23 protein-coding genes and 2 pseudogenes are annotated in these 26,404 nt (G+C 64.7%); 12 read left to right on the forward strand and 13 right to left on the reverse strand.

From position 1 onward, the window contains the following. Positions 1–1,846, forward strand: a 1,846-nt coding sequence (locus tag ACIPUD_RS07435; protein WP_446480328.1) for an OmpA family protein, incomplete at its 5' end; no start/stop codon positions are given. Between the two features lie 143 nt (positions 1,847–1,989). Here the strand turns inward: ACIPUD_RS07435 and argG are convergent. From argG to ACIPUD_RS07465, 6 genes are all read right to left on the reverse strand, one after another. Beyond that, complete coding sequence (argG, locus tag ACIPUD_RS07440; protein WP_446480329.1) at positions 1,990–3,327, reverse strand: argininosuccinate synthase; 1,338 nt, start codon at positions 3,325–3,327, stop codon at positions 1,990–1,992. 93 nt (positions 3,328–3,420) lie between these two features. Then, a complete protein-coding gene (locus tag ACIPUD_RS07445) occupies positions 3,421–4,197 on the reverse strand; it encodes a phosphatase PAP2 family protein (RefSeq protein ID WP_018459768.1) in 777 nt (258 codons plus the stop codon). Positions 4,198–4,253: 56 nt separating this feature from the next. After that, positions 4,254–4,748, reverse strand: a complete 495-nt coding sequence (locus tag ACIPUD_RS07450) for a hypothetical protein (RefSeq protein ID WP_018459767.1) — start codon at positions 4,746–4,748, stop codon at positions 4,254–4,256. 157 nt (positions 4,749–4,905) lie between these two features. Continuing rightward, positions 4,906–6,108: a 23S rRNA (adenine(2503)-C(2))-methyltransferase RlmN gene (gene rlmN, locus ACIPUD_RS07455; RefSeq protein ID WP_018459766.1), complete on the reverse strand. Its 1,203-nt coding sequence runs from the start codon at positions 6,106–6,108 to the stop codon at positions 4,906–4,908. Between the two features lie 169 nt (positions 6,109–6,277). Next, positions 6,278–6,940, reverse strand: a complete 663-nt coding sequence (locus tag ACIPUD_RS07460; protein WP_018459765.1) for an invasion associated locus B family protein — start codon at positions 6,938–6,940, stop codon at positions 6,278–6,280. Between the two features lie 117 nt (positions 6,941–7,057). Beyond that, positions 7,058–7,897, reverse strand: coding sequence for an SDR family oxidoreductase (locus ACIPUD_RS07465; protein ID WP_085359651.1), 840 nt, complete (start codon positions 7,895–7,897; stop codon positions 7,058–7,060). Positions 7,898–8,111: 214 nt separating this feature from the next. On the opposite strand from ACIPUD_RS07465, the gene ACIPUD_RS07470 reads away from it, so the two are divergent. The 3 genes from ACIPUD_RS07470 to ACIPUD_RS07480 all read left to right on the forward strand — a co-directional run bounded on the left by ACIPUD_RS07470 (position 8,112) and on the right by ACIPUD_RS07480 (position 11,539). Then, entirely contained in the window at positions 8,112–9,086 is a 975-nt protein-coding gene (locus tag ACIPUD_RS07470) for an NADPH:quinone oxidoreductase family protein (RefSeq protein ID WP_018459762.1), read from the forward strand. 407 nt (positions 9,087–9,493) lie between these two features. Beyond that, entirely contained in the window at positions 9,494–10,336 is an 843-nt protein-coding gene (locus ACIPUD_RS07475) for a hypothetical protein (RefSeq protein WP_247368305.1), read from the forward strand. Between the two features lie 18 nt (positions 10,337–10,354). Beyond that, the gene (locus tag ACIPUD_RS07480; protein WP_446480330.1) at positions 10,355–11,539 is read left to right on the forward strand and encodes a TAXI family TRAP transporter solute-binding subunit; all 1,185 of its coding nucleotides are present in this window, start codon (positions 10,355–10,357) and stop codon (positions 11,537–11,539) included. Between the two features lie 144 nt (positions 11,540–11,683). Here the strand turns inward: ACIPUD_RS07480 and ACIPUD_RS07485 are convergent, their stop codons facing one another. Both ACIPUD_RS07485 and ACIPUD_RS07490 read right to left on the reverse strand, forming a co-directional pair. After that, a complete protein-coding gene (locus ACIPUD_RS07485; protein WP_018459760.1) occupies positions 11,684–12,073 on the reverse strand; it encodes a YkvA family protein in 390 nt (129 codons plus the stop codon). A 91-nt stretch (positions 12,074–12,164) separates the two neighbouring features. Continuing rightward, the gene (locus ACIPUD_RS07490; protein WP_018459759.1) at positions 12,165–12,467 is read right to left on the reverse strand and encodes a 4a-hydroxytetrahydrobiopterin dehydratase; all 303 of its coding nucleotides are present in this window, start codon (positions 12,465–12,467) and stop codon (positions 12,165–12,167) included. Between the two features lie 154 nt (positions 12,468–12,621). Here ACIPUD_RS07490 and ACIPUD_RS07495 point away from each other — a divergent pair, with 154 nt between their 5' ends. Both ACIPUD_RS07495 and ACIPUD_RS07500 read left to right on the forward strand, forming a co-directional pair. Further along, on the forward strand, positions 12,622–14,067 hold the full coding sequence (locus ACIPUD_RS07495; RefSeq protein WP_085359645.1) for a TAXI family TRAP transporter solute-binding subunit: 1,446 nt from the start codon (positions 12,622–12,624) through the stop codon (positions 14,065–14,067). 102 nt (positions 14,068–14,169) lie between these two features. Further along, positions 14,170–15,711 (forward strand): alkaline phosphatase D family protein, encoded by a 1,542-nt coding sequence (locus tag ACIPUD_RS07500; RefSeq protein ID WP_085359677.1) that lies wholly within the window; start codon positions 14,170–14,172, stop codon positions 15,709–15,711. A gap of 10 nt (positions 15,712–15,721) precedes the next feature. On the opposite strand, the gene ACIPUD_RS07505 is transcribed toward ACIPUD_RS07500, so the two are convergent. Continuing rightward, entirely contained in the window at positions 15,722–16,123 is a 402-nt protein-coding gene (locus ACIPUD_RS07505; RefSeq protein ID WP_085359643.1) for a response regulator, read from the reverse strand. A 154-nt stretch (positions 16,124–16,277) separates the two neighbouring features. Between ACIPUD_RS07505 and ACIPUD_RS07510 the strand changes: the two genes are divergently transcribed. The 6 genes and pseudogenes from ACIPUD_RS07510 (at position 16,278) to ACIPUD_RS07535 (ending at position 22,968) form a co-directional block, all read left to right on the forward strand. Continuing rightward, positions 16,278–17,042 (forward strand): Crp/Fnr family transcriptional regulator, encoded by a 765-nt coding sequence (locus tag ACIPUD_RS07510; protein WP_018459755.1) that lies wholly within the window; start codon positions 16,278–16,280, stop codon positions 17,040–17,042. A gap of 79 nt (positions 17,043–17,121) precedes the next feature. After that, positions 17,122–17,835 (forward strand): annotated as a pseudogene (locus tag ACIPUD_RS07515) (prolipoprotein diacylglyceryl transferase); the annotation flags it as partial. After that, positions 17,819–19,249, forward strand: a complete 1,431-nt coding sequence (locus ACIPUD_RS07520) for a radical SAM protein (protein ID WP_446480331.1) — start codon at positions 17,819–17,821, stop codon at positions 19,247–19,249. The pseudogene ACIPUD_RS07515 and the gene ACIPUD_RS07520, both read left to right, overlap by 17 nt. Beyond that, a complete protein-coding gene (locus tag ACIPUD_RS07525; protein ID WP_368508999.1) occupies positions 19,246–19,515 on the forward strand; it encodes a hypothetical protein in 270 nt (89 codons plus the stop codon). Before ACIPUD_RS07520 ends, ACIPUD_RS07525 begins: the two co-directional genes overlap by 4 nt. A 256-nt stretch (positions 19,516–19,771) precedes the next feature. After that, positions 19,772–21,598 (forward strand): translational GTPase TypA, encoded by a 1,827-nt coding sequence (gene typA, locus ACIPUD_RS07530; RefSeq protein ID WP_085348520.1) that lies wholly within the window; start codon positions 19,772–19,774, stop codon positions 21,596–21,598. Between the two features lie 125 nt (positions 21,599–21,723). Next, positions 21,724–22,968 (forward strand): flavin monoamine oxidase family protein, encoded by a 1,245-nt coding sequence (locus ACIPUD_RS07535; RefSeq protein ID WP_446480468.1) that lies wholly within the window; start codon positions 21,724–21,726, stop codon positions 22,966–22,968. Positions 22,969–23,056: 88 nt separating this feature from the next. Here ACIPUD_RS07535 and ACIPUD_RS07540 read toward each other — a convergent pair. From ACIPUD_RS07540 to ACIPUD_RS07555, 4 genes and pseudogenes are all read right to left on the reverse strand, one after another. Continuing rightward, a pseudogene (locus ACIPUD_RS07540) lies at positions 23,057–23,468 on the reverse strand (thiol-disulfide oxidoreductase DCC family protein). Continuing rightward, a complete protein-coding gene (locus ACIPUD_RS07545; protein WP_446480332.1) occupies positions 23,468–24,787 on the reverse strand; it encodes a DoxX-like family protein in 1,320 nt (439 codons plus the stop codon). Before ACIPUD_RS07545 ends, ACIPUD_RS07540 begins: the two are co-directional and overlap by 1 nt. An 8-nt stretch (positions 24,788–24,795) precedes the next feature. Then, on the reverse strand, positions 24,796–25,263 hold the full coding sequence (locus tag ACIPUD_RS07550; RefSeq protein ID WP_446480333.1) for a DUF2269 family protein: 468 nt from the start codon (positions 25,261–25,263) through the stop codon (positions 24,796–24,798). Beyond that, on the reverse strand, positions 25,260–26,159 hold the full coding sequence (locus tag ACIPUD_RS07555; RefSeq protein ID WP_085359635.1) for a dienelactone hydrolase family protein: 900 nt from the start codon (positions 26,157–26,159) through the stop codon (positions 25,260–25,262). The genes ACIPUD_RS07550 and ACIPUD_RS07555 overlap by 4 nt, the downstream gene beginning before the upstream one ends. Positions 26,160–26,404: the final 245 nt, after the last annotated feature.

Consider the following 26,404-nt stretch of genomic DNA (forward strand, 5'->3'; position numbering starts at 1 on the left):
CGCCGCCCCGAAGCAACCTGCGCCGCCCCCGGCTGCGGCTCCGCAACAGCACGCGCCGACACCGCCGCCTCCGGCACCGCCTGCCGCGCGCCCGGCGCCCACGCCGCCAGCGCCGCCACCCGCCGCGGCTCCGCAGCAGCACGCACCCACGCCTCCGCCGCCCGCGGCTCACCCGACACCACCGCCGCCGCCTGCAGCAACTCCTCAGGGACGCCCAGCGCCGGCGCCCACGGCAACACCGTCGCCTGCGCCGGCCGCTCCGACCGCGCGACCGGGTGCACCCGCTCCGGCTGCACCTTCAGCCACACCGTCACCGACGGCGACTCCTGCGCCGACCGCGACGCCGGCTCCAGGCAGCACGCCGGGCACGCCGCCGACTGGCCGCCCCGGTACGCCGCCCCCCGGCGGACGTCCTGGTGCGCCCCCGGCTGCAGGGTCACCTGCTCCAGGCGCCACGCCCGCGCCGACGGCCACGCCGACCCCCGGTGGCACTCCGACGCCGCCGCCCGGCCGTCCAGGTTCGCCTCCTGCGCCTGGTGCAACTCCGGCTCCGACAACGACGCCGGCCCCCGGTGGCGCCGTGACACCGCCCCCTGGACGCCAGGGTGGTGCGCCTCCTGCTGGCGCACCCGCTGCTGGTGCGCCCGCTGCCGGAGCTCCGCCGACCCAGCCGCAGGCAGGCGCCCCGCCCCGGCCGCCGGCTCCCCCCGCCGGCGCCGCTGCACCGAGCACCGTGCCGGGCTCTGCGGCTGCGACCCCGCCGCCCAACAGGGCGCAATACGCGGCGCCCACGGTTGCGCCGGCGTTCCGCGCCGCGCCCACGACGACCACGCCCCTGCCGCCACCGCCGCGTCCGCCGCAGCGTGACCTGACGCCGCTCGCGATCGGTGCAGGTGTCGTCGCCGGTGCCGTGATCGGCGCCACCATCGCCGACTACCGCAACCAGCGCCGCGAGTCGGTCGAAGGCGGCCGCACCGTCTACACCGAGCCGGACCGCATCATCATCCGCGATCCGGGTGGGCAGACCTACGTCCGCGGCAACGATCTCTATCGCTTCCGCTATGGCGCCCGCGACATCCGCACCGAAACTGTCGGCGCCGATACCCGCACCGTGGTGATCCGTCCCGACGGCAGCGAGATCATTACCGTTGTAGGTCAGGACGGTCGGCTGCTGCGGCGAATCCGCAGGGACCCGGCCGGGCGCGAGCTCGTCATCATCGACAACAGCTACCGCGATCCTCAGTCGGTCGGCGGTTTCTATGTCGACGCGCCGCCGCCCGTCGTCAACATGCCCTACGATCGCTATATCGTCGACGCCCAGGAGGCCTCGCCGGACGTGATCTACGAGACGATGGTGGCGCCGCCGGTGCAGCGGATCAACCGTCGCTACACGCTCGACGAGATCCGCTACAGCCCGAATGTTCGCATGCAAATGCCGAGCATCGACCTCAACACGATCAACTTCGAGACCGGATCGTGGACCATCCCACCGGACCAGGCGGCGAAGCTGCAGTCGATCGCGGACGGTCTCAACCGTGCGATCCAGGCCAACCCGCGCGTGGTGTTCCTGATCGAAGGTCACACCGACGCGGTCGGCAACGACGTCGACAATTTGTCATTGTCGGACCGTCGTGCGCAGTCCGCGGCCGAATTGCTGACCCAGCAATTCGGTGTGCCGTCTGAAAACCTGACGTCGCAAGGCTATGGCGAGCAGTACCTGAAGGAGCAGACGCAAGGACCGAGCGCGATCAACCGGCGCGTCACCGTCCGCAACATCACGCCGTTGCTCAACGGCGGCCAGGCCTCGCTGCCGCCGCCCCCGCCCGGCACCGCGCCGCCGCGCTGAGGCGACACACAAATGCAAAATGGCCGGGAGCAATCCCGGCCATTTTTGTTTCGTAGCCCGATGGAGCGAAGCGTAATCCGGGTTCTATCGGCTTAGTTAGAGAATCCCGGATTTCGCTGCGCTCCATTCGGGCTACGGGCGCGTCAGCCCTTGTCCCTCTCCAGCCGGAAGATCTGCGAGCCTTCACTGCCCGACAACAGACCCGTGTCGCTGTAGAGCTTGAGCTTGGCGCGGGTATCGTTGATGTCGAGGTTGCGCATGGTGAGCTGACCAATGCGATCGGCCGGCGTGAACGCCGCGTCCTCGACCTTCTCCATGCTGAGCCGCTCCGGCGCATAGGTGAGGTTCGGGCTTTCGGTGTTGAGGATCGAGTAGTCGTTGCCACGGCGCAGCTCGAGCGAGACCTCGCCGGTGACGGCGCGCGCGACCCAGCGCTGCGCGGTCTCGCGCAACATCAGGGCCTGCGAATCGAACCAGCGGCCCTGGTAGAGCAGGCGTCCGAGGCGCATGCCGCTGATGCGGTACTGCTCGATGGTGTCTTCGTTGTGGATGCCGGTGACGAGGCGCTCATAGGCGATGTGCAGCAGCGCCATGCCGGGCGCTTCATAGATGCCGCGGCTCTTGGCCTCGATGATGCGGTTCTCGATCTGGTCGCTCATGCCGAGGCCGTGGCGGCCGCCGATGGCGTTAGCTTCGAGGAACAGCGCGACGGGATCAGAGAAGGTCTGGCCGTTCAGCGCGACCGGGTGGCCTTCCTCGAAACGCACCACAACCTTCTCGGCCTTGACGTTGCAGTCGTCACGCCAGAACGGCACGCCCATGATCGGGTTGACGATCTTGATGCCGCTGTCGAGACTTTCAAGATCCTTGGCCTCGTGCGTCGCGCCGAGCAGATTGCTGTCGGTCGAATACGCCTTCTCGGCGCTCATCTTGTAGGCAAAGCCCTGCGCCGTCATGAACGCCGACATCTCGGCGCGGCCGCCGAGCTCGTCAATGAACTGCTGGTCGAGCCAGGGCTTGTAGATGCGCAGGCCCGGATTGGTCAGGAGGCCGTAGCGATAGAAGCGCTCGATGTCGTTGCCCTTGAAGGTCGAGCCGTCGCCCCAGATGTTGACGCCGTCCTCCTTCATCGCCGCGACCAGCATCGTGCCGGTGACGGCGCGCCCGAGCGGCGTGGTGTTGAAATAGGTGATGCCGCCGGTCGAGATATGAAAGGCGCCGGACTGGATCGCGGCGATGCCTTCGTGGACGAGCTGCTTGCGGCAATCGACCAGCAGCGCTTTCTCCGCGCCGAACTCCATCGCCTTGCGCGGGATCTCGTTGTAATCGGCCTCATCCGGCTGGCCGAGATTGGCGGTATAGGCGTAGCAGCGCGCGCCCTTCTGCTTCATCCAGAGCAGCGCCGCGCTGGTATCGAGGCCGCCCGAAAAAGCGATGCCGACTTTCTCCCCCTTGGGCAGGCTTTTCAGGATCGTGGTCATGGGGCTTCCAATCGGTCTCGAAGGGCTGATGTCGTTTCACGGGTTGACCGCGCGAATATCAAATTTCGCGGGGCTCGGCACCCCTTTAATGGCTCAAACTGACGGCTCGGCACCCGTCTTGCGTCCGAACAGGCGCTGGCGGAGCCGGTAAGCGGGCATGTTCAGCCGAGTCAGGGCGGCATCGACCGCCTCGTCGGAAAACCGGGTCCGCGGCCAGCGGTAAATCAGCGCGTAGGCAAACCAGATCACGACGAAGGTGACGAGGCCGGCGATCGACACGTCGGTGAAGAAATGGCCACCAAAGGCCATCCGCAGCCCGCTGGTCACGAGGCCGAACACCACGGCTCCGGCATAAGCGAGCGGTCGCCACGCCGGCGGTGCCAGTGCGGCCGGCGCCAGCGTCCAGAACGCGGTCGCGCCCTCGCCCGAGAAGAACGAGCAGTTGCGCGCGCAGCCCCCGCGCGGATCCCACCACGGCACGAATTGCTGGTCGCCGGCGAACTGCGTCACCACCACCGGGCGCGGCCGGCCCCAATAGGACTTGAAGGCGAGATTGGTGAGGATGCCGGCCGACATGATGATCGTGACCAGCAGGAAGACGATCGCGCGACCGGATACCATCAGCGGGCGGTCGGGCCGGACCATCTTGACCACGAGCGCGATCAGCGCAGGCAGCACGAACGCCCAGGCGACCCACATCGCGGCGTCGCGCGCGAAGCCGGCCCAACCGTTCAGCTTGAGCGGAAACGTTTTCGTCTCAGGGTCGAAGAACAGCGCGGCGAGCTTGAGATCAAGCTCGGGATAGAGGCCGAAAACGACGCCGATCACGAGCCACAGCGCCAGGGCGATGAAGAGTCCAGTCCGGTTCATGGCGCGCGGTTTAGCCCAGTGGGAAAGGGATGAAAACCCCGTGACAAGTCAGAAAGTCACCGCGCATCCGGCCGCGAATTCGACGGCAGCGGCGGAGGCGGCTGGCGCGCAGGCGGCGGATTGCGCCAAGCGCCGGCATTGCGGCCGGCGATCAGCCAGTAGACGACGCCGGCGACGATGCCCGCGCCGGTCATGATCTCCAGATGCCGCCGCACAATGCCTTCGAATTGCAGCGTGTCGGAATGAAACGGGACCAGGCCGAGATAGCAGGCGAGCCCCACGACGCCTCCGCCCACGGCATAGGCGAGCGCGCTGCGGATGTAGAGCGCCTCGGTGATCGCCACGATCACCGCCGCCGGCACCAGCGCAAAGCCCGAGACGAAGATGAAGCCGAACCCGAGCAGGATATCGATCGTGCCCTGATCGACGGGACCGGCGCCGAGATCGGCGAACTCCGGAAACAACAGCGCGACGACAACGATCATGCCGCCGACGAAACAGGCGGCGAGGAAGCCGATGAAGATGACGACGAGGCGGCCGATCAGGGACATGATGGGAACGAATTGGTGACTGACGGCGTCGCCACATCCACAATCGTCATGCCCGGGCTTGACCCGGGCATCCACGACTTGCTCTCTCGTGGCTCGACGTGGATGGCCGGGTCAAGCCCGGCCATGACGGGCGTTGAGAGCGTCGCCATCATCAATATCAATCCGTCATCGCCATGGCCCGCAGCGTCTGGCGTTCACGGGCCGAGAGCTTTTCCGTCTCCGACTTGAGCTGGCCGCAGGCGGCGAGGATGTCGCGGCCGCGCGGAGTGCGCACCGGCGAGGAATAGCCGGCGTTGAAGACGTATTCGGAGAATTTTTCGATCTGGTCCCAGTCCGAGCACTCATAGGCGGTGCCGGGCCAGGGGTTGAACGGGATCAGATTGATCTTGGCGTGAATGCCCTTGAGCATCTTCACCAGCAGCTTGGCATCGTCGAGCGAATCGTTGACGCCCTTGAGCATCACATATTCGAAGGTGATGCGGCGCGCGTTCGAGGCGCCGGGATAGTCGCGGCAGGCCTGCAGCAATTCCTTGATCGGATATTTGCGGTTGAGCGGCACCAGCTCGTTACGCAGCTCGTCGCGCACCGCATGCAGCGAGATCGCGAGCATCACTCCAATCTCCTCGCCCGCGCGCACGATATTCGGGACCACACCCGAGGTCGACAGCGTGATGCGGCGGCGGGAGATGCCGATGCCTTCGTTGTCGCCGACGATCAGCAGCGCGTCGCGCACCGCGTCGAAATTGTAGAGCGGCTCGCCCATGCCCATCATCACGATGTTGGTGACGCGGCGCGTACCGTCTTCGCGATCGGCCCAATCATTCAGACGATCGCGCGCCACCATCACCTGTCCGACGATCTCCCCGGCGGTGAGATTGCGCACCAGGCGCTGCGTGCCGGTGTGGCAGAACGAGCAGTTCAGCGTGCAGCCGACCTGGGAGGACACACACAACGTGCCGCGATCGGTTTCGGGGATGTAGACGCACTCGACTTCATGCGCCCGCTCGACATTGTCGCCGCTCGGCAGCCGCAGCAGCCATTTGCGGGTGCCGTCGTTGGAGATCTGCTCGGCCACGACTTCGGGCCGGTCGACGGTGAAATGTTGCGCGAGCTCGGCACGAATGCCCTTCGAGACCGACGTCATCTCTTCGAAATTCTGGGCGCCACGGAAATACATCCAGTGCCACAGCTGCTGCACGCGCATCTTGCGCTGCGCCGGTGCAACGCCGATCTCGCCGAGGCGATCGGCAAGCTCGGTGCGCGACAGGCCGATCAGCGAGGGCCTCGCCGGCGGCACATAGGTCTCGAGCGGAGTCTTCTCCACCAGTGTTGCGTTGTGCGGCTCGGTCGTCGGTTGCATGGAATGGCCTGATTTAGGTGGTCGTTCTGGGATGGTCCAAAGGACTAAACCCGGAACCTCGAGATTCCGAGTTCGATGCTACGCATCGCCCCGGAATGACGGGAGAAAATCTGGAACGCGCCCTATATAGCAACCGGAACGGCCGATTGCGACCTTATCGACCGCAGGCTTAACGCCTGCAATCCTGCGCGATCTTGTCGAGCGCCTGGGCAAGGCCCTTCAGCGAAAAGGTGTCGGTGGTCTCGGTCCCCTTGGACGACATGCCCTTGACCACGAGATCGGCGGATTTGCGCATGGCCTCGACCATCCGCTCTTCCTCGGCCGCGTTCTTGATCCAGAGACCGTCGCCCTGCGAGTACATGGCGAAAGCGGCGCCGCCCACCTCGACCGAGGATTCAGAGCCCGGCTTCAGCGCATAGCCGATCATGACCGAGACTTCGTTGTTGACCTTCTCCGCCGGGCGGGTGGAGACGAAGGCATAGGCAGGATCGCGCGGCCGATTCGGCGGGTTGGTCTTCGACGACGACGGCTTGGCCAGCGCGAAGCAGACCTTTTTGCCGTTGGGCGCGGCCGAATAGGCGCCCCAGGTGCCGAACTGACCGATCAGGGTTGGCTCCGCGCCGCCGGCAACCGCCGCGTGCGGGGCCGCCGGCTTGCTCTCGGGCTTTGCAGCCGTCTTTCCGGTCGTATTGGCCGCCGGCGCGGCCGGTTTCGGCGCGGCCTCTTTCGGTGCAGTCTTGGGCGCAGGCTGCGCCGTCTGCGCCCGCGCGGAATCGATGATTCCACAGGCCGCCACGCCCGTCATCAAAGCTAAAATCAGCACCCGCCACATGCTGGAGTGGTTCCCTCAATATTGTGACTGGAAGATGGCCCGGTCGCGCATTGTCCCCGGGGCAGGGATAGCCGGGAAAGTCCAATTTGGGAAGGCAGTTAGCGAAGGTCGCGGCGACTAGGCCCTGGATCGCGCCGCGCGTTGCTCCGCCCATTGCGCATCGGTCCAGCGCAACAAATCCTCGACGCCGGAGCTGCGCAAATGCGCGCCACCGTCGATCACCACCATATCGCCGTTGATGTAGCCGGCACGGTCGGAGACCAGGAAGCTGGCGAGGTCGGCAAGCTCGGGGTGCTCGCCGGCTCGTCCCATCGGGTTGCGCGCGGCCCACCCTTCGTCGCGACCCTCGGGGCGGAGCTGGCCCGAGGCGCCGGCGGTCGGGAACGGTCCCGGCGCGATCGCGACGGTGCGGATTCCCTTCGGGCCCCATTCCACGGCGAGACTTTTGGTCATCGCCAACACGGCCGACTTCGCCATCGCCGACGGCACGGTGAAGGCGCGACCGGTGATGGTCGAGGTCGAGAGGATCGAGAGCACGACGCCGCCATGCTTGCCGTCGATCCAGCGCTTGCCGGCGGCAAGCGTGCAATACATCGCACCATGCAGGGTCGGCGCGAGAATCGCATCCGCGGCGCGGAATGAGAGATGCTCACTCTGCGCGATGAAAGTCGCAGCCGCATTGTTGACGAGAATATCGAGCGGCGCCCCGCGCCAGATCGCGTCCATCATGCTCTCGACGGCGGTGCCGTCTCGGATATCGCAGGCGATCGTGGTGACCTTGCCGCCGGTCTCTTCGCGCATCTTGCTCGCCGCCGCCTCGAGCCGATCGAGCTTGCGGCCGCAGATCACGAGCTCGGCGCCGAGCGCGAGGAAACGGTGCGCCATTGCAGCACCGAGGCCCGAACCGCCGCCGGTGACGAGGATGCGCTTGTCCTTGAGCAGGCCTGTTTCAAACATGGTTTGAATCCTTCTTGTTTCGTCGTTGCGCGCGCAGCGGGAAACCGTACCGCGGAAATAGGCTTCGCTACGCTCCCAATGACGGGAGGATAGGCTCCTGCGTTCCAACTGACAAAGAAACCGGATTGTCGCCCGCACCTAAATCCGGCAGAAACGGGCAAACTATAAATCCACTCGAAACGCCCAGTACTTCACTTCTCAAGAAGGTGCCGCCATGAAAGCCATCCTCTGCTCGCAATATTGCCAGCCCGACGATCTCGTTCTGGCCGACGTGCCGGATCCGGTGGCCGGTCCCGGCGAAGCCGTGATCGCGATCAAGGCTGCGGCGCTGAACTTCTTCGACATCCTGATGATTCAAGGCAAGTACCAGATCAAGCCGCCATTCCCGTTCTCGCCGGCCGCCGAAGTGGCTGGGGTGATCGAGAGCATCGGTCCCGGCGTGACTGATCTGAAGATCGGCGATCGCGTCGTCGCCTCCTGCGGCCACAACGGCGCGCGCGAAAAGATCGCGCTGCCGGCGGCATCGATCGTGAAGATCCCCGACAATCTCGATTATGACCGCGCGGCCGGCATCATCATCATCTACGGCACCGCGCTGCATGCGCTGGAAGATCGCGCGAGCCCGAAGCCGGGCGAGACGCTCGCGGTGCTCGGCGCCGCCGGCGGCACCGGACTTGCCGCGTGCGAGCTCGGCAAGCTGATGGGCCTGAAGGTGATCGCCTGCGCCTCGTCGGACGAGAAGCTCGAATTCGCGAAGGCGCACGGCGCAGAACTCGCGCTCAATTACGGCAAGGAAGATTTGAAGGAAGGCCTGCGAAAGCTTACGGGCGGCAAGGGCGTCGACATCATCTTCGATCCGGTTGGTGGCACCTATGCCGAGCAGGCCCTGCGCTCGATTGCCTGGGAAGGCCGCTTCCTCGTGATCGGCTTCGCCGCCGGCGACATTCCGAAGATGCCGCTGAACCTCGCGCTGCTGAAAGGCTGCGACATCCGCGGCGTGTTCTGGGGCGCATGGACCCGACTCAACCCGGAAAAGAACCGCGCCAATCTCGAGAAGCTCGTGAAGTGGACAGCGGAAGGAAAGATCTCCTCGCATGTCGATCGCGTCTTCCCGCTGGCGCAGACGGCGGATGCGCTCAAGGTGCTCGCCGGACGCCAGGCGATGGGCAAAGTGATCCTGCATCCGTGAGGCTATGCGGCGCGACGTGTGTCGGTACGGCCGCTCGCCACGAGCTCAACTGTCATCGCCCGGCTTGACCGGGCGACCAGTACTCCGAGACGTCAGTCATTGAATCGAGAAGCCGCGGCGTACTGGTTTCCCGCCTTCGCGGGGAATGACCGCGAGCGCGGGACAGGCAGTGTCCGCGCCGCCGCCGGGTCAATCCCCGTCAACCATTGTCGACAAAATTGCGGGGCATTCCTCCGCCTCGCCTCAATCAAACCCAAATATCTCCCGATTCGCGCAAGCCGCCGACCTTTTTTGGGCTGATTCAGACGGCGATTTACCGGCTCCAGTTTGCGGGGCATTTCTGGACAACAACAAAAAGACTGAAGCCGGGATGCCCCAGCGTTGCGTTAGTAGTGGGGAGCATCACCATGGAGACGACGGCGTACCGCCCGTCCAGGGAATCGAGATCGTTCGATTCCGATCAAGCTGCATCACATCCGGCCGTCGCGTCCTATATCCGTGCGCGCGCCGCGCGGCTCGATCTGTCACCGGAAGATCCAATTCCACTGTTCCTGTCCGATCCGCTCGGTGTGCCGGAGTCAGGCGAATATACGGCGCGGGCGTTGGGTCCCCGGCTCAGAATTGTCCCGCGTGTTCTCGCGGCGGTTCTCATCGCATCCACGCTGGCCGTTGCGGCCGCGCTGTATCAGCCCAGTCTCCGCAATCTCTTCGCCGCCGACGCTGCCGGCCCGACGGGTGCCGAGCTGGACCAGGCCATGGCGTCGGCCAACGTGCCGGACAGGCCTCAGACCGCGTACAAGGACCCGGCGCGCTTGAGCAACACAAGGCTGGCGAGCGCTGACGCGCAGGATCTCCCCGCAGCCTCAGCTCCGAGCCGCGAAGCGATTGCGACTGCCTATCAAACCGCGCTGCAAGCCCAGGCGCCCGGGCCAGTCGCGGCGCCGCCTGCGCCCCCACCGCCCGCTAAGACGCTCGATGCCGACACACTGGCTGGGCTGATGGCGCGCGCGAACGGTCTGTTGGCGGTCGGCGACATTGCCGCGGCGCGCCTGCTGCTCGAACGGGCCGCCAATGCACAGGATGCAACGGCTGCATTTCTGCTCGCGCAAACCTATGACCCGGCGGTGCTGGGCACGAGCGACGCGCGGCGCGTTGCTGCCGACGCGACCGCCGCGCGCGACTGGTACCAAAAGGCCGCAGGCCTTGGATCGGCGGAGGCGCGGCAACGCCTCGCCCAGCTTCAGAACTAGAACTCTTTAGGGGATATCATGCGTAACGCTTTGAGAATGGCGCTTGCCGCCATCATGATGATCTATGCTTTCGCGGCACGCGCGGAGCAGACCGAATATGATCCGGCCAAGGTCTCTGACAGCCTGAAAGCCATCTTCCAGTTCGGTTCGACCTCGACCAAGCAGTCGCTGAACGCCAACACCGTGACGTTGATCACCGGCACGATCGGCGGCACCTATGTGCAATTCGGCGCCGACCTCGCCTCCGTGCTCGACGACGGCAACAGGATTCGTGTGTTGCCAATCGTCGGCCGAGGTTCGGTGCAGAGCGTTGCCGACATCCTGTTCCTGCAAGGCGTCGATCTCGGAATCGTCCGCGCGGATACGCTCGACTATCTCGAGCGCAAAGGTTTTGCCAAGGACATCAAGAAGCAATTCACCTATGTGACGAAGCTCTACAACGAAGAGATGCAGGTGATCGCGCCAAAATCGGTCGCGACACTCAAGGATCTGGAAGGCAAAACTGTAAGCGTCGATCTGCCCAACGGCGGCACCTTCGTCACCGCGCTCACCGTGTTCGAGCGGCTCGGGATCAAGGCGAAATTCGTTTATGTCGAGCAGCGCATCGCGATGGAGAAACTGAAGGCCGGCGAGATCGACGCCGTCATCGTGGTCGGCGGCAAACCGTACAAGTCCGTTTCGACCTTCGGCAATGACGGCCGCTTCCACCTTGCGACCGTGGATTATGCAAAGCCCCTCCAGAGCGACTATCTGCCGGCGACGCTGACCGCCAAGGACTATCCGAACCTGGTCAAGGAGGGCGAGAGCGTGGACACCATCGCGGTGCCGGCCGTGCTCGCGGCCTACAACTGGGCGCCCAACACCGAGCGCTACCGCAAGCTTGCACTGTACGTGGACGCGTTCTTCACGAAATTCCCGACGCTGCAGAACCCGCCCTTCCATCCCAAGTGGAAGGAGGTCTCGCTCGCGGCGCCCCTGGCGGGCTGGAACAGATTGCCGGTGGCGCAGCAATGGCTCGACCGCCACGGCGTCGAACCAGTGACGCGGCAACGCTTCGAGGCGTTCCTGCGACAGAGCCCCTCGGCCGCAAAAGTGTCCGACGCGGACAAGGAAACGCTGTTCAAGCAATTCCAGGCGTGGGACGCCGAAAAGGCCCAGGCCCAGGCGCAGGCGCAGGCGCAGGCGGAGGCGGAGAAGAAGTAGCGAGCAGTCATCCACACATACAGCTGTCATCGCCCGCGAAGGCGGCGATCCAGCATTCCGAGACGGTTATGGTTCAATCGGAAGGCCGCGGCGTGCTGGATTCCGCACCTTCGCGAGGAATGACAGCGGAGTATGCGGCGACAGCTATTGCGCGGCTTCCGGCTCCACCTCATCCACCCCGCGCTTCAGCGCGGCGCGGGCGGCTTCGCGATGCTCGTTCGTGATGTGGCTGGCAACCATGCGGATCGCGGTGGCGAGTACGGCGGCGTCATCGGTGAAGCCGAGGATCGGCATCACGTCGGGAACGAAATCAAACGGCAGGATGAAATAGGCGATCGCCCCGAGCAGCGAGGCCTGGACATGGCGCGGCGTCTGTCGGTCGAAGGCGCAGTAATAGGCGGCGAGCAGATCCTCCGCGAACGGCAGATGCGCGGCGACACGCTTCAGCTTGCGCCAGAAGCGGCGGCGCACGCTCTCACGATCTTCCGCGAGCCGGTCGGCGGGCTCGAAACCGACGCTGTGTTCGGCAGCCATGTTCGACAAACTCCCCGTTCCAGCCTGGGTGGCAGATCGCCGCATCCCGTGCTGATCACAAGATGGGGACGCGGCCTTCCCCTGCAAGACGTCAGCCTGGTGTCAGCTTGGCGATGGCGTTCATCGCCTTGGCGAGCTCGATGTCGAGCGCGGTGACGCCGCCGGCGTCATGGGTCGACAGCACCACCTCCACCGTCTTGTAGACATTGCGCCATTCGGGGTGGTGGTCCATCTTCTCGGCGACCAGTGCCGCGCGGGTCATGAAGCCGAACGCCTCGTTGAAATCCTTGAAGACAAAGGTTTTCCCGATCGCCTCGCGTCCTTGAGCCTCGGTCCAGCCAGGTAGTTCGCCCAGCGCCTGCCTGCGTGCCTCCGCCGAGAGCCGTTCTGTCATCCTCGCCTCCGTCCTTTCAGGGGAACTTTACCCTAACACCGCACTGACGCCCCGGGTTCATACGGGATTGGACCCCATCCGCTAACCATGACGGAGATGTAACCCTGCCGGACAAGAAATTTGCTACACTTGCAGGCGTAAACCGCCGGCCAAGATGAAACTGAGCCTCAAGCGAATGTTCGGGAGATCGATGACCGGGGGATTGGACCTGGCCGAAGCGCCCACCCCGTCCTCGCCGCGATCATCGGCGCGGAAGACGGCGCTCGTGACTCTCGCGCTGGTGCTCGCGATCGTCGGCGCGCTCGCCGGCGGCTACTATTTCGCCATGCGGCCGGTGACGCTAAAGATCGCGGTCGGCCCCGCCAACAGCGACGACGTCAAGGTCGTGCAGGCACTGACCCAGGCCTTCGCGCAGCATAAGAGTTCTGTGCGGTTGCGCCCGATCCAGACCGACGGCGCCACCGCCAGCGCCAATCTGCTCGCGGAAGGCAAGGCCGATCTTGCCATTGTGCGCGGCGACGTCGACGTACCGAAGAACGCGCAAGCGGTTGCGACCCTGCGCAAGAACGTCGTGGCGCTATGGTCCGTGTCCGGCAAGGGCAAGAAGAAGGGCGCGAAGATCACCAAGATCGCGCAGCTCGCCGGACATCGGGTCGGCGTGGTCGGCCGCACCCAGGCCAACGTCAATTTGCTCAAGGTGATCCTGCAGCAATACGGCGTCGATCCCGCCAAGGTCGAGATCGTGCAATACCCGGCAACCGAAGCCGTCGAAGCGATCAAGGCGCAGAGGGCTGATGCCTATCTCGCGGCCGGTCCCGTCAACAGCAAGATCACGGCGGAGGCGATCGCCGCTTCCACCAAGGATTTCGGCACGCCGACCTTTCTCGCGATCGATTCCGCGGATGCGATCGCCCAGAACCATCCGGTCTATGAAGCGGCCGAGATTCCCGCGGGCACTTACGGCGGCTCGCCCGATCGTCCCGATGACGAGGTCAAGACCATCAGCTTCTCGCACCACATCGTGGCGCGCAAAGCAGTGTCCGAAACCACCATCGCGGCGTTCACGCGCCAGCTTTTCTCCGTACGCCAGCAATTGGTGACGGAATTCCCGCTGGCGGCGAAGATCGAAACGCCCGACACCGACAAGGATGCGGTGATTCCCGTGCATCCCGGCGCCGCCGCTTTCGTCGACGGCGAAGAAAAGACCTTCCTCGACAGATACAGCGATTACATCTGGTGGACCCTGATGGCGCTCTCGGCCATGGGCTCGATCGGCGCCTGGTTTGCGGGCTATTTGAAGAAGGACGAGCGCGACAACAACAGCCATCTGCGCGAGCGGCTGCTCGACATGATCACCGCCGCTCGAAAGAGCGAAACGACCGAAGATCTCGATCAGATGCAGACCGAGGCCGACGAGATCCTGCGCGACACGCTGCGCTGCTACGACCACGGCGCGATCGAGGAAGGTGCGCTCACCGCCTTCAACATCGCGCTCGACCAGTTCCATGCGGCGGTTGCCGACCGCAAGGCGGTGCTGTTCAGCCTGCCGCAGAACCTGCAGCGCGCCGGTGCCCAATTCCGGGCCGCTGGCAACGCGTAAGCGCTCGCGCGTTATCGCCGCGTCACATTGTCTCAATATAGCGTCTGCTTCACCATGGCGACCGCCCTGGCGATCGCCTCACGCGATATCGAGACCGTCTTCATGAACATCAAATTCTCCCGCCGCCGTTTCCTGACGACCAGTGCCGGCGCGCTCGGCGCGGTCGCAATGCCCCATCTCTCCCGCGCGGCCGACCGGCCGGCGGTGACCCATGGCGTGCAGTCGGGCGACGTCACCGTCGACAGCGGCGTGGTCTGGGCGCGCACCGACCGGCCCGCACAGATGCTGGTCGAGGTGGCGACGACGGAGTCGTTCAGGGATGCCCGCGCGCTGCCGCCGATCGCGGCGCTGCCCGAGAGCGACTTCACCGCGAAGATGCTGATCGAAAACCTGCCGGGCGGACAGGACATTTTTTATCGCGTCCGCTTCCGCGATCTTTCGCACACCGCGGTGGAGGGCGAGCCGGTGACCGGCCGCTTTCGCACCGCACCCGCCGACCGTCGCGACGTCAGCTTCGTCTGGGGCGGCGACGTCGCAGGACAAGGCTGGGGCATCAACCCTGATGACGGCGGCATGTTCACCTTCTCGGCGATGCGCAAGCACCGTCCGGATTTCTTCCTGCACTCCGGTGACACCATCTATGCCGACGGCCCTATCCAGTCCGAGGTGAAGCTCGTGGACGGCAAGATCTGGAAGAACGTCACGATTCCCGAGAAGGCCAAGGTCGCCGAGACGCTGGACGAGTACCGCGCCGCGCACAAATACAATTTCACCGACGACAATCTTCGCGCCTTCAATGCCGAAGTGCCGATCTTCGTGCAGTGGGACGACCATGAGGTGACCAACAACTGGTCGCTGTCGAAGGAGCTGCCGGCGACCTACAAGGAGCGCGACATCGCACTGCTTGCGGCCCGCGCAAGCCGTGCCTTCCACGAGATGTATCCGATGCGCGAGAGCATCGTCGAGCCCGGCCGCGTCTATCGCCAGATCTCCTATGGTCCCCATCTCGACGTGTTCGTGCTCGACGAGCGCAGCTATCGCGGCCCGAACGGCCCCAACCTCGAAACCGTTTACGGCCCGGCCAGCTATTTCCTCGGCCCGGACCAGATCGCCTGGCTCAAGCGCGGCCTGTTGAATTCTCGCGCGACCTGGAAGGTGATCGCCTCCGACATGCCGCTCAGCCTCGTCGTGTCAGATACGGCAAAGGGCGGATCGGAAGCCATTGCGCAGGGCGACGGCCCGGTGCGCGGCCGCGAGTTCGAGATCGCCGACATTCTGCGTTTCATCAAGATGGCGCCGATCAGCAACACCGTATGGCTGACCGCGGACGTGCATTACGCCGCCGCGCATTATTACGATCCGAACAAGGCGCAATTCCAGGATTTCGAGCCGTTCTGGGAGTTCGTGTCGGGGCCGCTTCACGCGGGCACATTCGGTCCGAACGCGCTCGACAATACGTTTGGGCCGGAGGTGCGTTTCGTCAAGGCGCCCGGGAAAGACAACCAGAACCTGCCGCCGTCCGCCGGCATGCAGTTCTTCGGTCACGTCAAGATCGACGGCGCCTCCGGCCAGATGACGGTGACCTTGCGCGACCGCGCCGACGTCGCGCTGTGGTTGACCACGCTCGATCCGAAGCCGGCCTGACGCCGTATCGCTAGTTCGCCGCGCGGACCTGGAGCGCCGCCTCCAGCGCGTCGCTCGAACACGGCTTCTGCAATCGCGGCTGGCCGGCGAATTCGGGCGGGATGCGCGCGTCAGCGCCGTAGCCGGTGACGAACACAAAGGGAATTTTCAGCGCCGCGAGCCGTTCGGCGACCGCAAAGCTGTTCTCGCGACTCAAACCGACGTCGAGCAAGGCGAATTCGGGGGCGTGCGCCGCGATTGCGGCCAGCGCCTGCGCGACTGAACCTACCGTGCGCACGCTCTTCACGCCAAATCCGAGCAGGCGATCCTCGAAGTCGATCGCGATGATCGGATCGTCCTCGACGATGAGGACATCGGCGGGACAGTTCGAATCATCGGAAACGGCGGGTGCCATCATCGTAACTTGGAGCATGAGGTTTCTCTGACTGGGATACCGCGTCACGACGCCTGTACCCGGCGCGGAGGTTCCCGGAACGAAACCACCACATCACAGTTGTTAGGTCTGTCTACTTGTGCACACAGACCTCGTCGGAACTCGCTAATGTGGAGGCGGATGGGAGTTTAAGATGGACGCGCGGACCAGCAACGCCACCGAGATCGATAGCCGGCCGACCAACAATCTGCTGCGGCGCTTGAGCCCGGCCGACTTCGCCCTGCTTGCGCCGCATGTCATGCTCGAAAGCGCCGCAGCGAATGAGCTGCTCTACAACCCCGGCGACGACGTCCAGGTCGTCCACTTCCCCTGCGGACCGTCGCTTGCAACCTTCCTCGTTCCCAATGAGGACGGCCGCGATGTCGAGACCATCCTGGTCGGCCGCGAAGGCGCGGTGGGCGGCATCGTCAGCGAGGGTTATCTGCCGGCCTATACCCGGATCTGCGTGAAATTCGGCGGGCCGTTTGCGCGAATTCACGTCAGCAAGCTGGAGGCCGCCAAGCAGCGCTCGCCCTCGTTGCGCCATGTCTTCGCTCGTTACGCCGACTGCATGCTGGCTCAGATCTTCCAGTCCACCGCCTGCAACGCCATTCACTCGATCGAGCAGCGCACCGCCAAATGGATGCTGGCCGCTATGGAGCGGACCGGCGACGAGAGCAGCGTGCCTCTGACGCACGAGCAACTCGCGACACTGCTCGGCGTCGGCCGCAGCTATGCCAGCCGCGTGCTCCAGTCGTTCAAGGCGGAGGGCGTGCTCGACACGCGACGCGGATCGATCCTGGTCCGCAACCGCGAGGGCCTGCGCCTGCGCTCCTGCCTGTGCAACGAGGCCGTGAAGATGCACTTCGAGGAGGTGCTGCGCGGCGTCTATCCGACCGAGGAGAGGCAGGCCGGCTAGCCGCCTGACTCGCTCCTCTTCGGGGATAAGAAGCGGCCGCACTATCCCGCCGCGGGGGAACCTGGGCTAATGTCCCCGCATGAGCGGGGCTTTCCTTCACACTCTCTTCGACATCGCGGCGTGGCTGGCTGCGGCCGTGGCGCTCTACGGGCTGTCGCGACAGGGCTTGCGGTTTCCGGCGCAATCCTTTGAGCGGTCCTACCTCGCCGCTTTGGTGTTCGGCGCGGGGCTCAGCGCCTATCTGTTCGGCTCCGCCAATCTGTGGCTGTCGGGCCAGAGCGGCATCGCGCGCTCCGTGGAAGGAGCGCTGGTCGGCGGCATCTTGGCGATCGAGCTCTACAAATGGTCCGCAGGGATCACGGTCCGAACCGGCGCCCGTTTTGCGCTGCCGCTGGCGCTCGGCATCGCGATCGGCCGGCTCGGCTGCTTTTTCGCGGGCCTCGACGATTTCACCTACGGCACGCCGACGGCATGGCCCTGGGGCCATGATTTCGGCGACGGCATCCCGCGCCATCCCGTGCAGCTCTACGAAAGCGCCGCGATGGGGGTGTTCGCGCTGCTCTACGTGGTGGCGGTCTTGAACCGGAGCGCGTTTGTGATCACCAATGGTTTCTACCTCGTCCTCGTCTACTATGGAGCACAGCGCTTCCTGTGGGAATTCCTCAAGCCCTACGGCACGCTGATCGGCCCCTTCACGCTGTTTCACCTGCTGTCGCTGTCCATCCTGCTCTACGCCGTCGTCATGCTGGCGAGGGCGCCCAATGCGAGACCCATGCATGAACGCGCCGTTGCGCAAGTCGCGTCCCTATATCTTCTGGGGCCAGACCCAATCTCTCTGCGAGACCTGCCTGAAGCTGGTGCCGGCCAAGATCCAGATCCTCGACAACGAGGTTTGGTACGAGAAGCGCTGCAAGGAGCATGGCGTCCAGTCCACGCTCGTGTCGACGGACGCCGCGTATTGGCGCCTGTGCAAGGATTTCATCAAGCCGGGCGACCGGCCGCTGGCCTTTCAACGGCATACCGAATTCGGCTGCCCCTATGATTGCGGCCTGTGCCCCGACCACGAGCAGCATTCCTGCCTCGCGCTGATCGAGATCACCGAGCATTGCAATCTGACCTGCCCGGTGTGCTTTGCCGATTCCTCGCCGGCGCGGACCAGCTTCACGCCGCTGGCCAAGGTCGAGCGAATGCTGGACGCGCTGGTCGCGAGCGAGGGCGAGCCTGATTTGGTGCAGATCTCCGGCGGCGAGCCGACGCTGCATCCCGACTTCTTCGCGATCCTCGATGCGGTGCGCGCCCGCCCGATCCGCCATGTCATGATCAACACCAACGGCCTGCGTATCGCCCGCGAAAAGGATTTCGTGGCGCGGCTCGCCGAGAACAAGCGCGGGCTCGAGGTCTATCTCCAGTTCGACTCGCTCGAACGCGACGCTTTGATCAATCTGCGCGGCGCGGATTTGCGCAAGATCCGTCAGCAGGCGCTGGAGAATCTCGAGCATTACGGCGTATCGACCACGCTGGTGGCGACCATCAAGCGCGGTGTCAACGATGCCGAGATCGGCGACATCGTCCGCCACGCGCTGACCTGGAAGTGCGTTCGCGGCGTCACGCTGCAGCCGGTGCAGGACGCCGGCCGCAACGAAAATTTCGACAAGAACACCGATCGCATCATGCTGTCCGAGATACGCAAGCGCGTGGTCGAAACCGGCGTGTTCGGCGACAAGGACATGATCCCGCTGCCCTGCAATCCCGAAAGCATCTCGATCGGTTACGGCCTGCGCAACGGCGAGAAAGTGCTGCCGCTGACCTCGCTGATCCCGCAGGAGCAACTCGTCGCATTGTTGCCCAATACGATAAGCCCGGAGAAGCATCCGGCGCTGAGGGAGAAATTCATCGATCTGTTCTCGCTGTCCTCGGGACCGCTGAACACGAGCGAGCGCGTCTGCGAATTGCTGTGCTGCCTGCCGAGCTTCGAGGTCCCGCAGGGTATCACTTACGAGAACGTATTCCGCGTCACCATCGTGCAGTTTCTCGACCGCTTCAATTTCTGCGTCGGCAACGTCAAGCGCAGCTGCATCCATTTCGTCACCGAGAACGGCGCGATCATCCCGTTCGACACCTACAATCTGTTCTACCGAAACGGAAAGATCGACGGCATCCGCGCCGAACTGGCGGCGCAGTCAACCGAAGGAGTCTTGCAGGCATGAGCATCAGCGACACGCCGCCGCCAGCCCCTCCGGGACCGCTTCCTGGACCGCCGAACAAGCGCGGCGGCTGCCTGACCGCGATCATGGCGATCTTCGGGATCCTCATGCTGCTACCCGGTGCCTGCGCATTGCTGTTCGGCGGAATGTCGGTGATCGAGGGCGGCCGGATGGGTTCCGACGTGGCACCGCTGGTGTTCGTAGGCCTGGTCGTGGGGCTGGGCGGGGTCGCCCTGATCTGGGCCGCGATCAAGGGGCGGCGCGGCTGAGCCCGGCTTTTCGCCTAACCCCCGGGAATTCCCGGACAAAATTCAATCAACCAACGGCCAAAGAACACATTGTTTTTTGGCGGTTTTTGCCTATATTGCGCCGCAACGCGTAGGGTGCCCGGTCGATATGCCGGGCTTTCCCTTTTGGGCGGAAAGCGCCCCGTTTCCAGTCTTCAAGCGTTGTTTCGAGAAGAGGTCCCGGTCTGACCGGCGAGATCGCGCTTAACCCATTGTCCGACCGCAAAGAAGCCCACTCATGAATCTTCGCAACATCGCCATCATCGCCCACGTCGACCACGGCAAGACGACCCTGGTCGACCGCCTCCTTCAGCAATCCGGCACCTATCGCGAGAACCAGAAGGTGACTGAGCGCGCCATGGACTCCAACGATCTGGAGCGCGAGCGCGGCATCACCATTCTGGCCAAGGCGGCCTCGGTGCAGTGGAAGGACACCCGCATCAACATCGTCGATACCCCAGGCCACGCCGATTTCGGCGGCGAGGTCGAGCGCATCCTCAACATGGTGGACGGCGCGCTGGTGCTGGTCGACGCCGCCGAGGGGCCGCTGCCGCAGACCAAATTCGTGGTCTCCAAGGCGCTCAAGGTCGGTTTGAAGCCGATCGTCGTGATCAACAAGGTTGACCGTCCCGACGCGCGGGCAACCGAAGTCATCAACGAGGTGTTCGACCTGTTCGCGGCGCTCGACGCCAGCGAGGAGCAGCTCGACTTCCCGATCCTCTACGGGTCGGCCAAGCAAGGCTGGATGGCCGAGAGCCCGGACGGGTCGCAGGAAGCCGGCATGCAGCCGCTGTTCGACCTGATCGTGCGCCATGTCGCGCCGCCGACCGTCGAGGAAGGCCCGTTCCGCATGATCGGCACCATTCTGGAAGCCAACCCCTATCTCGGCCGCATCATCACCGGCCGTATTTCCTCAGGCTCGATCAAGCCGAACCAGGCCGTGAAGGTGCTGGGCGCCGACGGCAAGATGATCGAGCAGGGCCGCATCACCAAGATCCTCGCCTTCCGCGGCATCGAGCGCACTCCTCTCGACGAAGCCGAGGCAGGCGACATCGTCGCCATCGCCGGCCTGACCAAGGGCACCGTCGCCGACACCTTCTGCGATCCGTCGGTCGACACCCCGCTGGTGGCGCAGCCGATCGACCCCCCGACCGTGTCGATGTCCTTCATCGTCAACAACTCGCCGCTCGCCGGCACCGAAGGCGACAAGGTCACCAGCCGCATGATCCGCGACCGCCTGCTGCGCGAGTCCGAGGGCAACGTTGCGCTGCGGGTCGTCGAAGCCTCCGACAAGGACGCGATGGAAGTTTCAGGCCGTGGCGAATTGCAGCTCGCGATCCTGATCGAGACCATGCGCCGCGAGGGCTTCGAGCTTTCGGTGTCGCGTCCGCGTGTCGTATTTCAGAAGGACGAGGCCACCGGCGCCACCCTCGAGCCGATCGAGGAAGTCGTCATCGACGTCGACGAGGAGCATTCCGGTGTCGTCGTGCAGAAGATGAGCGAGCGCAAGTCCGAGCTGATCGAGATGAAGCCGTCCGGCGGCAACCGTCTGCGGCTGGTGTTCTACGCGCCGACCCGCGGCCTGATCGGCTACCAGGGCGAGCTGCTCACCGATACCCGCGGCACCGCGATCATGAACCGTCTGTTCCACGGCTACGCGCCGTACAAGGGCGAGATCCAGGGCCGCCGCAACGGCGTGCTGATCTCCAACGACCAGGGCGAAGCGGTGGCTTACGCCATGTTCAAGCTGGAAGATCGCGGCCCGATGATGATCGAGCCGGGCTGGAAGGTCTACAAGGGCATGATCGTCGGCGAGCATACCCGCGACAACGACCTCGAGATCAACGTGCTCAAGGGCAAGCAGCTCACCAACATCCGAACCACGTCGAAGGACGAAGCGGTGCGCCTGACCCCGCCGATCCGCATGACGCTGGAAAAGGCGCTGGCCTATATCGAGGACGACGAGCTGGTGGAGATCACGCCGAAGTCGATCCGCCTGCGCAAGCGGCACCTCGACCCGAACGAGCGCAAGCGCGCGGAAAAATCCAAGGAAGCGGTGGCTTAAGGCCACTCGGACACACGACGAATGCGTCATGGCCGGGCTTGTCCCGGCCATCCACGTCTTCGATACTGGTGTCAATGACGTGGATGCCCGGGACAAGCCCGGGCATGACGATGAAATTGACCGCTATGTCCCTCCCCTCCTCCGTCGACGTCGCGATCATCGGTGCGGGCGCCGCCGGCCTCGGCGCGGCGCATGCGCTGGCAGGCTCCGGCCTCTCCGTGATCGTGCTCGAGGCGCGTAACCGGCTCGGTGGCCGGGCCTGGACGGTGCAGGCCTCGCCCGAAGTCACCTTCGACGTCGGCTGCGGTTGGCTGCATTCGGCGGACAACAACTCCTTCGTCGCGATTGCAAAGCAGCTCGATTTCGAGGTCAACAAGGACCTCCCGCCCTGGCGCGAGCGCGCCTATGGCGACGCGTTTCCGAAAGCCGAGCGCGATGATTTCATACACGCCATGGACGCCTTCTATCAGCGGCTGTGGGAGACCGCCCAGAAGGGCCAGGATGTCCCCGCGAGCTTCAGCCTGGAGCCCGGCAATCGCTGGAATCCCATGATCGACGCGATCTCGACCTACATTAACGGCTGCGAACTGAAGGACATGTCGACGCTGGACTGGGACGCCTACGAGGACAGCGACCTCAACTGGCGCGTCCGCCGCGGCTACGGCGCGCTGATCGCGGCCTATGGCGCGCCCTGCCTGGTGGCGCTGAACTGCAACGTCACGCTAATCGATCATTCCGGCCAGCGCATCCGCATCGAGACATCGCAGGGCACGCTGACCGCGGACAAGGTGATCGTCACCGTGCCGACCAATCTGATCGCCAATGAGGCGATCCGCTTCTCGCCACCTCTCCCCGCCAAGGTCGACGCCGCGGCCGGCCTGCCGCTCGGTGTCGATGACAAGGTGACGCTGGCGCTCGACGATGCCGAAGCCTTCCCGAAGGAAGGTAATTTGCGCGGCGCCACGATGCGCACTGACATGGGCACCTATCATATCCGCCCGTTCGGCCAGCCCTGCATCGAAGGCTTTTTCGGCGGCAGCTTTGCACGCGAACTGGAAGACGCGGGCGACGGCGCCATTGCCGCCCAAAGCATCGAGGAGATCGCAGGCTTCCTCGGCAACGACATCAGGCGAAAGCTGAAGCCGCTCTACGAGTCGCGCTGGGCCCACGACCCCTTCGCGAGAGGCTCCTACTCGCACGCCCTGCCCGGCCACGCCGGTGACCGCGCCGTGCTGGCGGCACCGACCGATGGGCGGCTGTTCTTTGCGGGAGAAGCGACGTCGCCGAACTTTTTCTCGACGGCGCATGGGGCGCGGGACTCAGGGGAGCGGGCGGCGAGGGAAGTGCTGGGCGTTCTGGGCAAACCGTAACCGCACGCTCGTCATTGCGAGCGCAGCGAAGCAATCCAGAATCTTTCCGCAGCGACACGGATCGCTTCGCTGCGCTCGCAATGACGAATTACTCGATCACCCGTGCTCGCAAATCGGCGTCAGGCACGAAGCACGCATCGTACTTGCCAAATATGCGGTAACGGTTGGGCGCAATGAGGCTATACACCGGGTCGCGCAACGCTTTCGGGACGGCAAACAACGCACGCACGCACCCAGCCCCAGCCGGGAAGCTGCGACAGCACCGTCAGCGCAGCGTCCGACTTCATGAACACCTCGCCGCCGTGAATGACGGCATTGGTGTCGGGATCAGCGGGATCGATGCCGAACGTGCGCGCGAGCCGGGCGCCATAGTCGGACTGGATCGGCGTGAAGCGAAACCTCTTCCCCGTGTCGCGCGCGGCGACGAAGCGGACCCAGCGCGAGCAAAAAATGCAGACGCCGTCGAAGAGGATCACGTCGTCGTCAGGCCATTTTGGCATCAGCGATTGTCCAACATCAAAAGCGCAACAAGCATCAGCACGATCGCCGGCCCCGTCTTCACCAGTGCGCCGAGCGGCTCGATCCAAAGGTCCGGCGTCAGGATCGCGGCACCCAACATATAGCCCAGCGAAGCCAGGATGCCTGCAACGAGCCCGAGCGCAGCGGTGCGACGGAACGCGATCAACACGCCGATGCTCATATCCATCAGGCTGGTGGCGATGGTGATGGGATCGACGAGCGCCGAGGGAAAGTTGTGCGCACTCAGGATGCCAGCAGCGGCGCGATAGGACACGAACAGCGCGATGAAACCGGAGACGCACCAGAACGCGACAAGGCTCGCGAAGATCAGCGTCTTCACCAAAAACAGCCGCGCGAACCATTTGTCCTGGATCGTGGCGGGGTGGCGCCCGACCGTCTGAGCCAGTGATTTCGGCACGATGCCCGTGGCGGCGATCCACGCCGAGGGATCGCCGGTGACGCCGCGGCGCAGCTCGGCGATGGCCGTGGAGCGCATCGGCGGTATCCAGCCGAGATAGTTGGCGACATCGCCGCCTTTCGCGCCGAGATCGAGCACGAAGGACGGCATCGCGACGCGCGACCAGCCGGCCGTACCGAACGCGATACGGAACTGCTTGATGACGCCAGCCATTGTAATCGGTTCGACCTGCATCAGGTCCCAGTTCACGGCCTTCACCGATGCGTCGTCGATATCGCGCGCGGCAAGCCAGGCAATGGTGGCGGAAATATCCTCGACAGCAACGGGCTGGAACGGCGTCGCCATCTCCTTCTCCGGCAGGTCGAGCGGGGAGGCCGCAAGCGTGCGGAGCATCGCGCTGCCGCCATAGGCCGACGGCGCGACCACGAAACCGGGCCGCAGGATGGCGTGGGGAGTGCCGGAAGCCACGATCAAACGTTCGGCCTCACGCTTCGTCGTTGCGAACGCGGTTCGATCCTCGCCGGCGGTCCCGGGAATCGAGATGTGCACAAACCGGATCGCACGGCCGCTGCCGCCAATCGCCTGAAGCAATCGTATGACGAGATCGCGATGCACCGCGTTGGTATCGCTGCCGGGGCCGTCCTGGAGCACGCCGAGGCAGTTCACGACGACATCGACCGCGTGCTCACCAAGGAGGCGCGTCAGAGCCGCCGCATCGAGGGAGAGGATCGGCAGCTCGATGTCCAGCGCGCTCATCTTCTGCGCCACCGACAGGCTGCGCGCCACCCCGATCACGCGAAATCCATGCGCGCGAAGATCGTCGGTGACGTAGCGGCCGATCAGGCCGGAGGCGCCGAGCACGAGAATGGTTCGCTGGCTCATGACCTTCCTCAAAACGGTTTTGCGATCATCAGCCAGAGGATCAGCATCGTGGCCCCGAAGCCGGGGAAACCGAACGCGAACCAGCGGCGAAACAGGACGAAATAGCGCTCCGGAAGCGCGCCACGCTGCTCGGCGGCCTTCCGCGCGAGATCGCGCATCTCGATCTGCATGAAGATCACGGGGATCCAGAACAAGCCAGCAATTGCATAGAGCGCAAGGGAGGCGAGCAGCCAGCGCTCGGCGACCGACGTTGCCGAGAGCATCATCAGCAGGCCGCCCGTGACCGGCTGGAGGATCACGGCGGACAACGTGAAGATCGCGTCGGCGATCACGACTGCCGAAGCGGTGCGCGCGATGAACGCCACGTCGTTCGTGCGATGTGCCATCAGCATGAAGGTGGCAATGCCGGTTCCGGTGCCGAGGATGACGATAGCTCCGAGCACGTGCAGATATTTGATGAGGAAATACAGCGTCATGGCTTCTTGGTCACCACGGGCTTGGGCAGGCTCAACCCACGCGCAAGCTCGGCACTCGCGGCTTTGACGCCTGCCTCGGTTTCGATCATCCAGTGGCCCTCGCTACCGACGGCCGGCGTCGTGCGGAAGTCGACCTTGCCACCGCCGCCGCGAAACGCATCGACCAACGCAAGCGAAAATGCCGGTGCAAAGTAGCTGTCATTGGCGGCAACGAGCCATGTGATGGGGATGCGCGCGGCCTTGCCGAATTCAGCCGCCGCGGCGAGAAGCGTATGCGGCGCGCAGATCCGGTTCGGCTCGTCATTGGCGTGGCCGCCGCGGCCCGGCGCAATGGCGATGATGGCGGAGATCGCCTTCGGATCGGCATTCGCGAGCGCCAGCGCGCCCCAACCGCCGGCGGAATGGCCGATCACGATCGCGGCGTCCTTGCGGATAAAATCCTGCTTTCGCACATAGTCCAGCGCGAGCGCGATTTCGTCGGCCGTTGCGCGGCCCGAGCGCACGTAGTCCGCCTCGTCGCAGCCACCCTGGTCCTCGACATAGCGGCCACCGGTCGCACCATGGCCGAGCCGTTCGGGCACCAGCACGGCGAAGCCGCGCGCGATGAGGAATGCCGTGAGTGCGCGATATTCCGGCTGTGGCGTTTGCGCGCGCCGCAAGCCATTTTGCGTCGAAGCATGCGCGATCACCGCAAGCCGGAACGGGCCGGCACCCGGCGGGCGAAACAGCTGGGCATGAGCGGAGATGTCGGTATCCGGCGACGGCACGCGCCATTGCTGACGGCGAAACGGATCGCCCTCCGCTCCGGACGAACCAAACGTGACCTGAGCGCACACGGGCGGCGCGGTCAGCAAGGCCAACAGAGCCAGGAGCACGAGAATGTTGGGGATCCGCATGAATTGCCGGAGGCGAGAACAGCGACAGTTAGACTAGTAGGAACGAATCAATATCGGCAGACTTTCTGCGTTGCCATTGCCGTTCATTCGTTGCCGCAAAGCAGTTTTGCACCGTCGCAGAGCACCCCGGTGCCATTCGAATCGGCGTCTTGTCTTTTTTCGGTACAACATGGTTCAAATACTGATGCAGAAAGTCCACACGTTAACCGATAATTAACGATAGGTCTTGCCGCCGGCGCGGCGAC

This window comes from Bradyrhizobium sp. CAR08 (assembly GCF_052871955.1).

Coding starts and splice junctions, on each gene's coding strand:
- argG (WP_446480329.1), bottom strand. CDS start 3,327: ATGACCACGATCCTGAAAAGCCTGCCCAAGGGGGAGAAAGTCGGCATC.
- ACIPUD_RS07445 (WP_018459768.1), bottom strand. CDS start 4,197: ATGAACCGGACTGGACTCTTCATCGCCCTGGCGCTGTGGCTCGTGATC.
- ACIPUD_RS07450 (WP_018459767.1), bottom strand. CDS start 4,748: ATGTCCCTGATCGGCCGCCTCGTCGTCATCTTCATCGGCTTCCTCGCC.
- rlmN (WP_018459766.1), bottom strand. CDS start 6,108: ATGCAACCGACGACCGAGCCGCACAACGCAACACTGGTGGAGAAGACT.
- ACIPUD_RS07460 (WP_018459765.1), bottom strand. CDS start 6,940: ATGTGGCGGGTGCTGATTTTAGCTTTGATGACGGGCGTGGCGGCCTGT.
- ACIPUD_RS07465 (WP_085359651.1), bottom strand. CDS start 7,897: ATGTTTGAAACAGGCCTGCTCAAGGACAAGCGCATCCTCGTCACCGGC.
- ACIPUD_RS07470 (WP_018459762.1), top strand. CDS start 8,112: ATGAAAGCCATCCTCTGCTCGCAATATTGCCAGCCCGACGATCTCGTT.
- ACIPUD_RS07475 (WP_247368305.1), top strand. CDS start 9,494: ATGGAGACGACGGCGTACCGCCCGTCCAGGGAATCGAGATCGTTCGAT.
- ACIPUD_RS07480 (WP_446480330.1), top strand. CDS start 10,355: ATGCGTAACGCTTTGAGAATGGCGCTTGCCGCCATCATGATGATCTAT.
- ACIPUD_RS07485 (WP_018459760.1), bottom strand. CDS start 12,073: ATGGCTGCCGAACACAGCGTCGGTTTCGAGCCCGCCGACCGGCTCGCG.
- ACIPUD_RS07490 (WP_018459759.1), bottom strand. CDS start 12,467: ATGACAGAACGGCTCTCGGCGGAGGCACGCAGGCAGGCGCTGGGCGAA.
- ACIPUD_RS07495 (WP_085359645.1), top strand. CDS start 12,622: ATGAAACTGAGCCTCAAGCGAATGTTCGGGAGATCGATGACCGGGGGA.
- ACIPUD_RS07500 (WP_085359677.1), top strand. CDS start 14,170: ATGAACATCAAATTCTCCCGCCGCCGTTTCCTGACGACCAGTGCCGGC.
- ACIPUD_RS07505 (WP_085359643.1), bottom strand. CDS start 16,123: ATGCTCCAAGTTACGATGATGGCACCCGCCGTTTCCGATGATTCGAAC.
- ACIPUD_RS07510 (WP_018459755.1), top strand. CDS start 16,278: ATGGACGCGCGGACCAGCAACGCCACCGAGATCGATAGCCGGCCGACC.
- ACIPUD_RS07520 (WP_446480331.1), top strand. CDS start 17,819: ATGAACGCGCCGTTGCGCAAGTCGCGTCCCTATATCTTCTGGGGCCAG.
- ACIPUD_RS07525 (WP_368508999.1), top strand. CDS start 19,246: ATGAGCATCAGCGACACGCCGCCGCCAGCCCCTCCGGGACCGCTTCCT.
- typA (WP_085348520.1), top strand. CDS start 19,772: ATGAATCTTCGCAACATCGCCATCATCGCCCACGTCGACCACGGCAAG.
- ACIPUD_RS07535 (WP_446480468.1), top strand. CDS start 21,724: ATGTCCCTCCCCTCCTCCGTCGACGTCGCGATCATCGGTGCGGGCGCC.
- ACIPUD_RS07545 (WP_446480332.1), bottom strand. CDS start 24,787: ATGAGCCAGCGAACCATTCTCGTGCTCGGCGCCTCCGGCCTGATCGGC.
- ACIPUD_RS07550 (WP_446480333.1), bottom strand. CDS start 25,263: ATGACGCTGTATTTCCTCATCAAATATCTGCACGTGCTCGGAGCTATC.
- ACIPUD_RS07555 (WP_085359635.1), bottom strand. CDS start 26,159: ATGCGGATCCCCAACATTCTCGTGCTCCTGGCTCTGTTGGCCTTGCTG.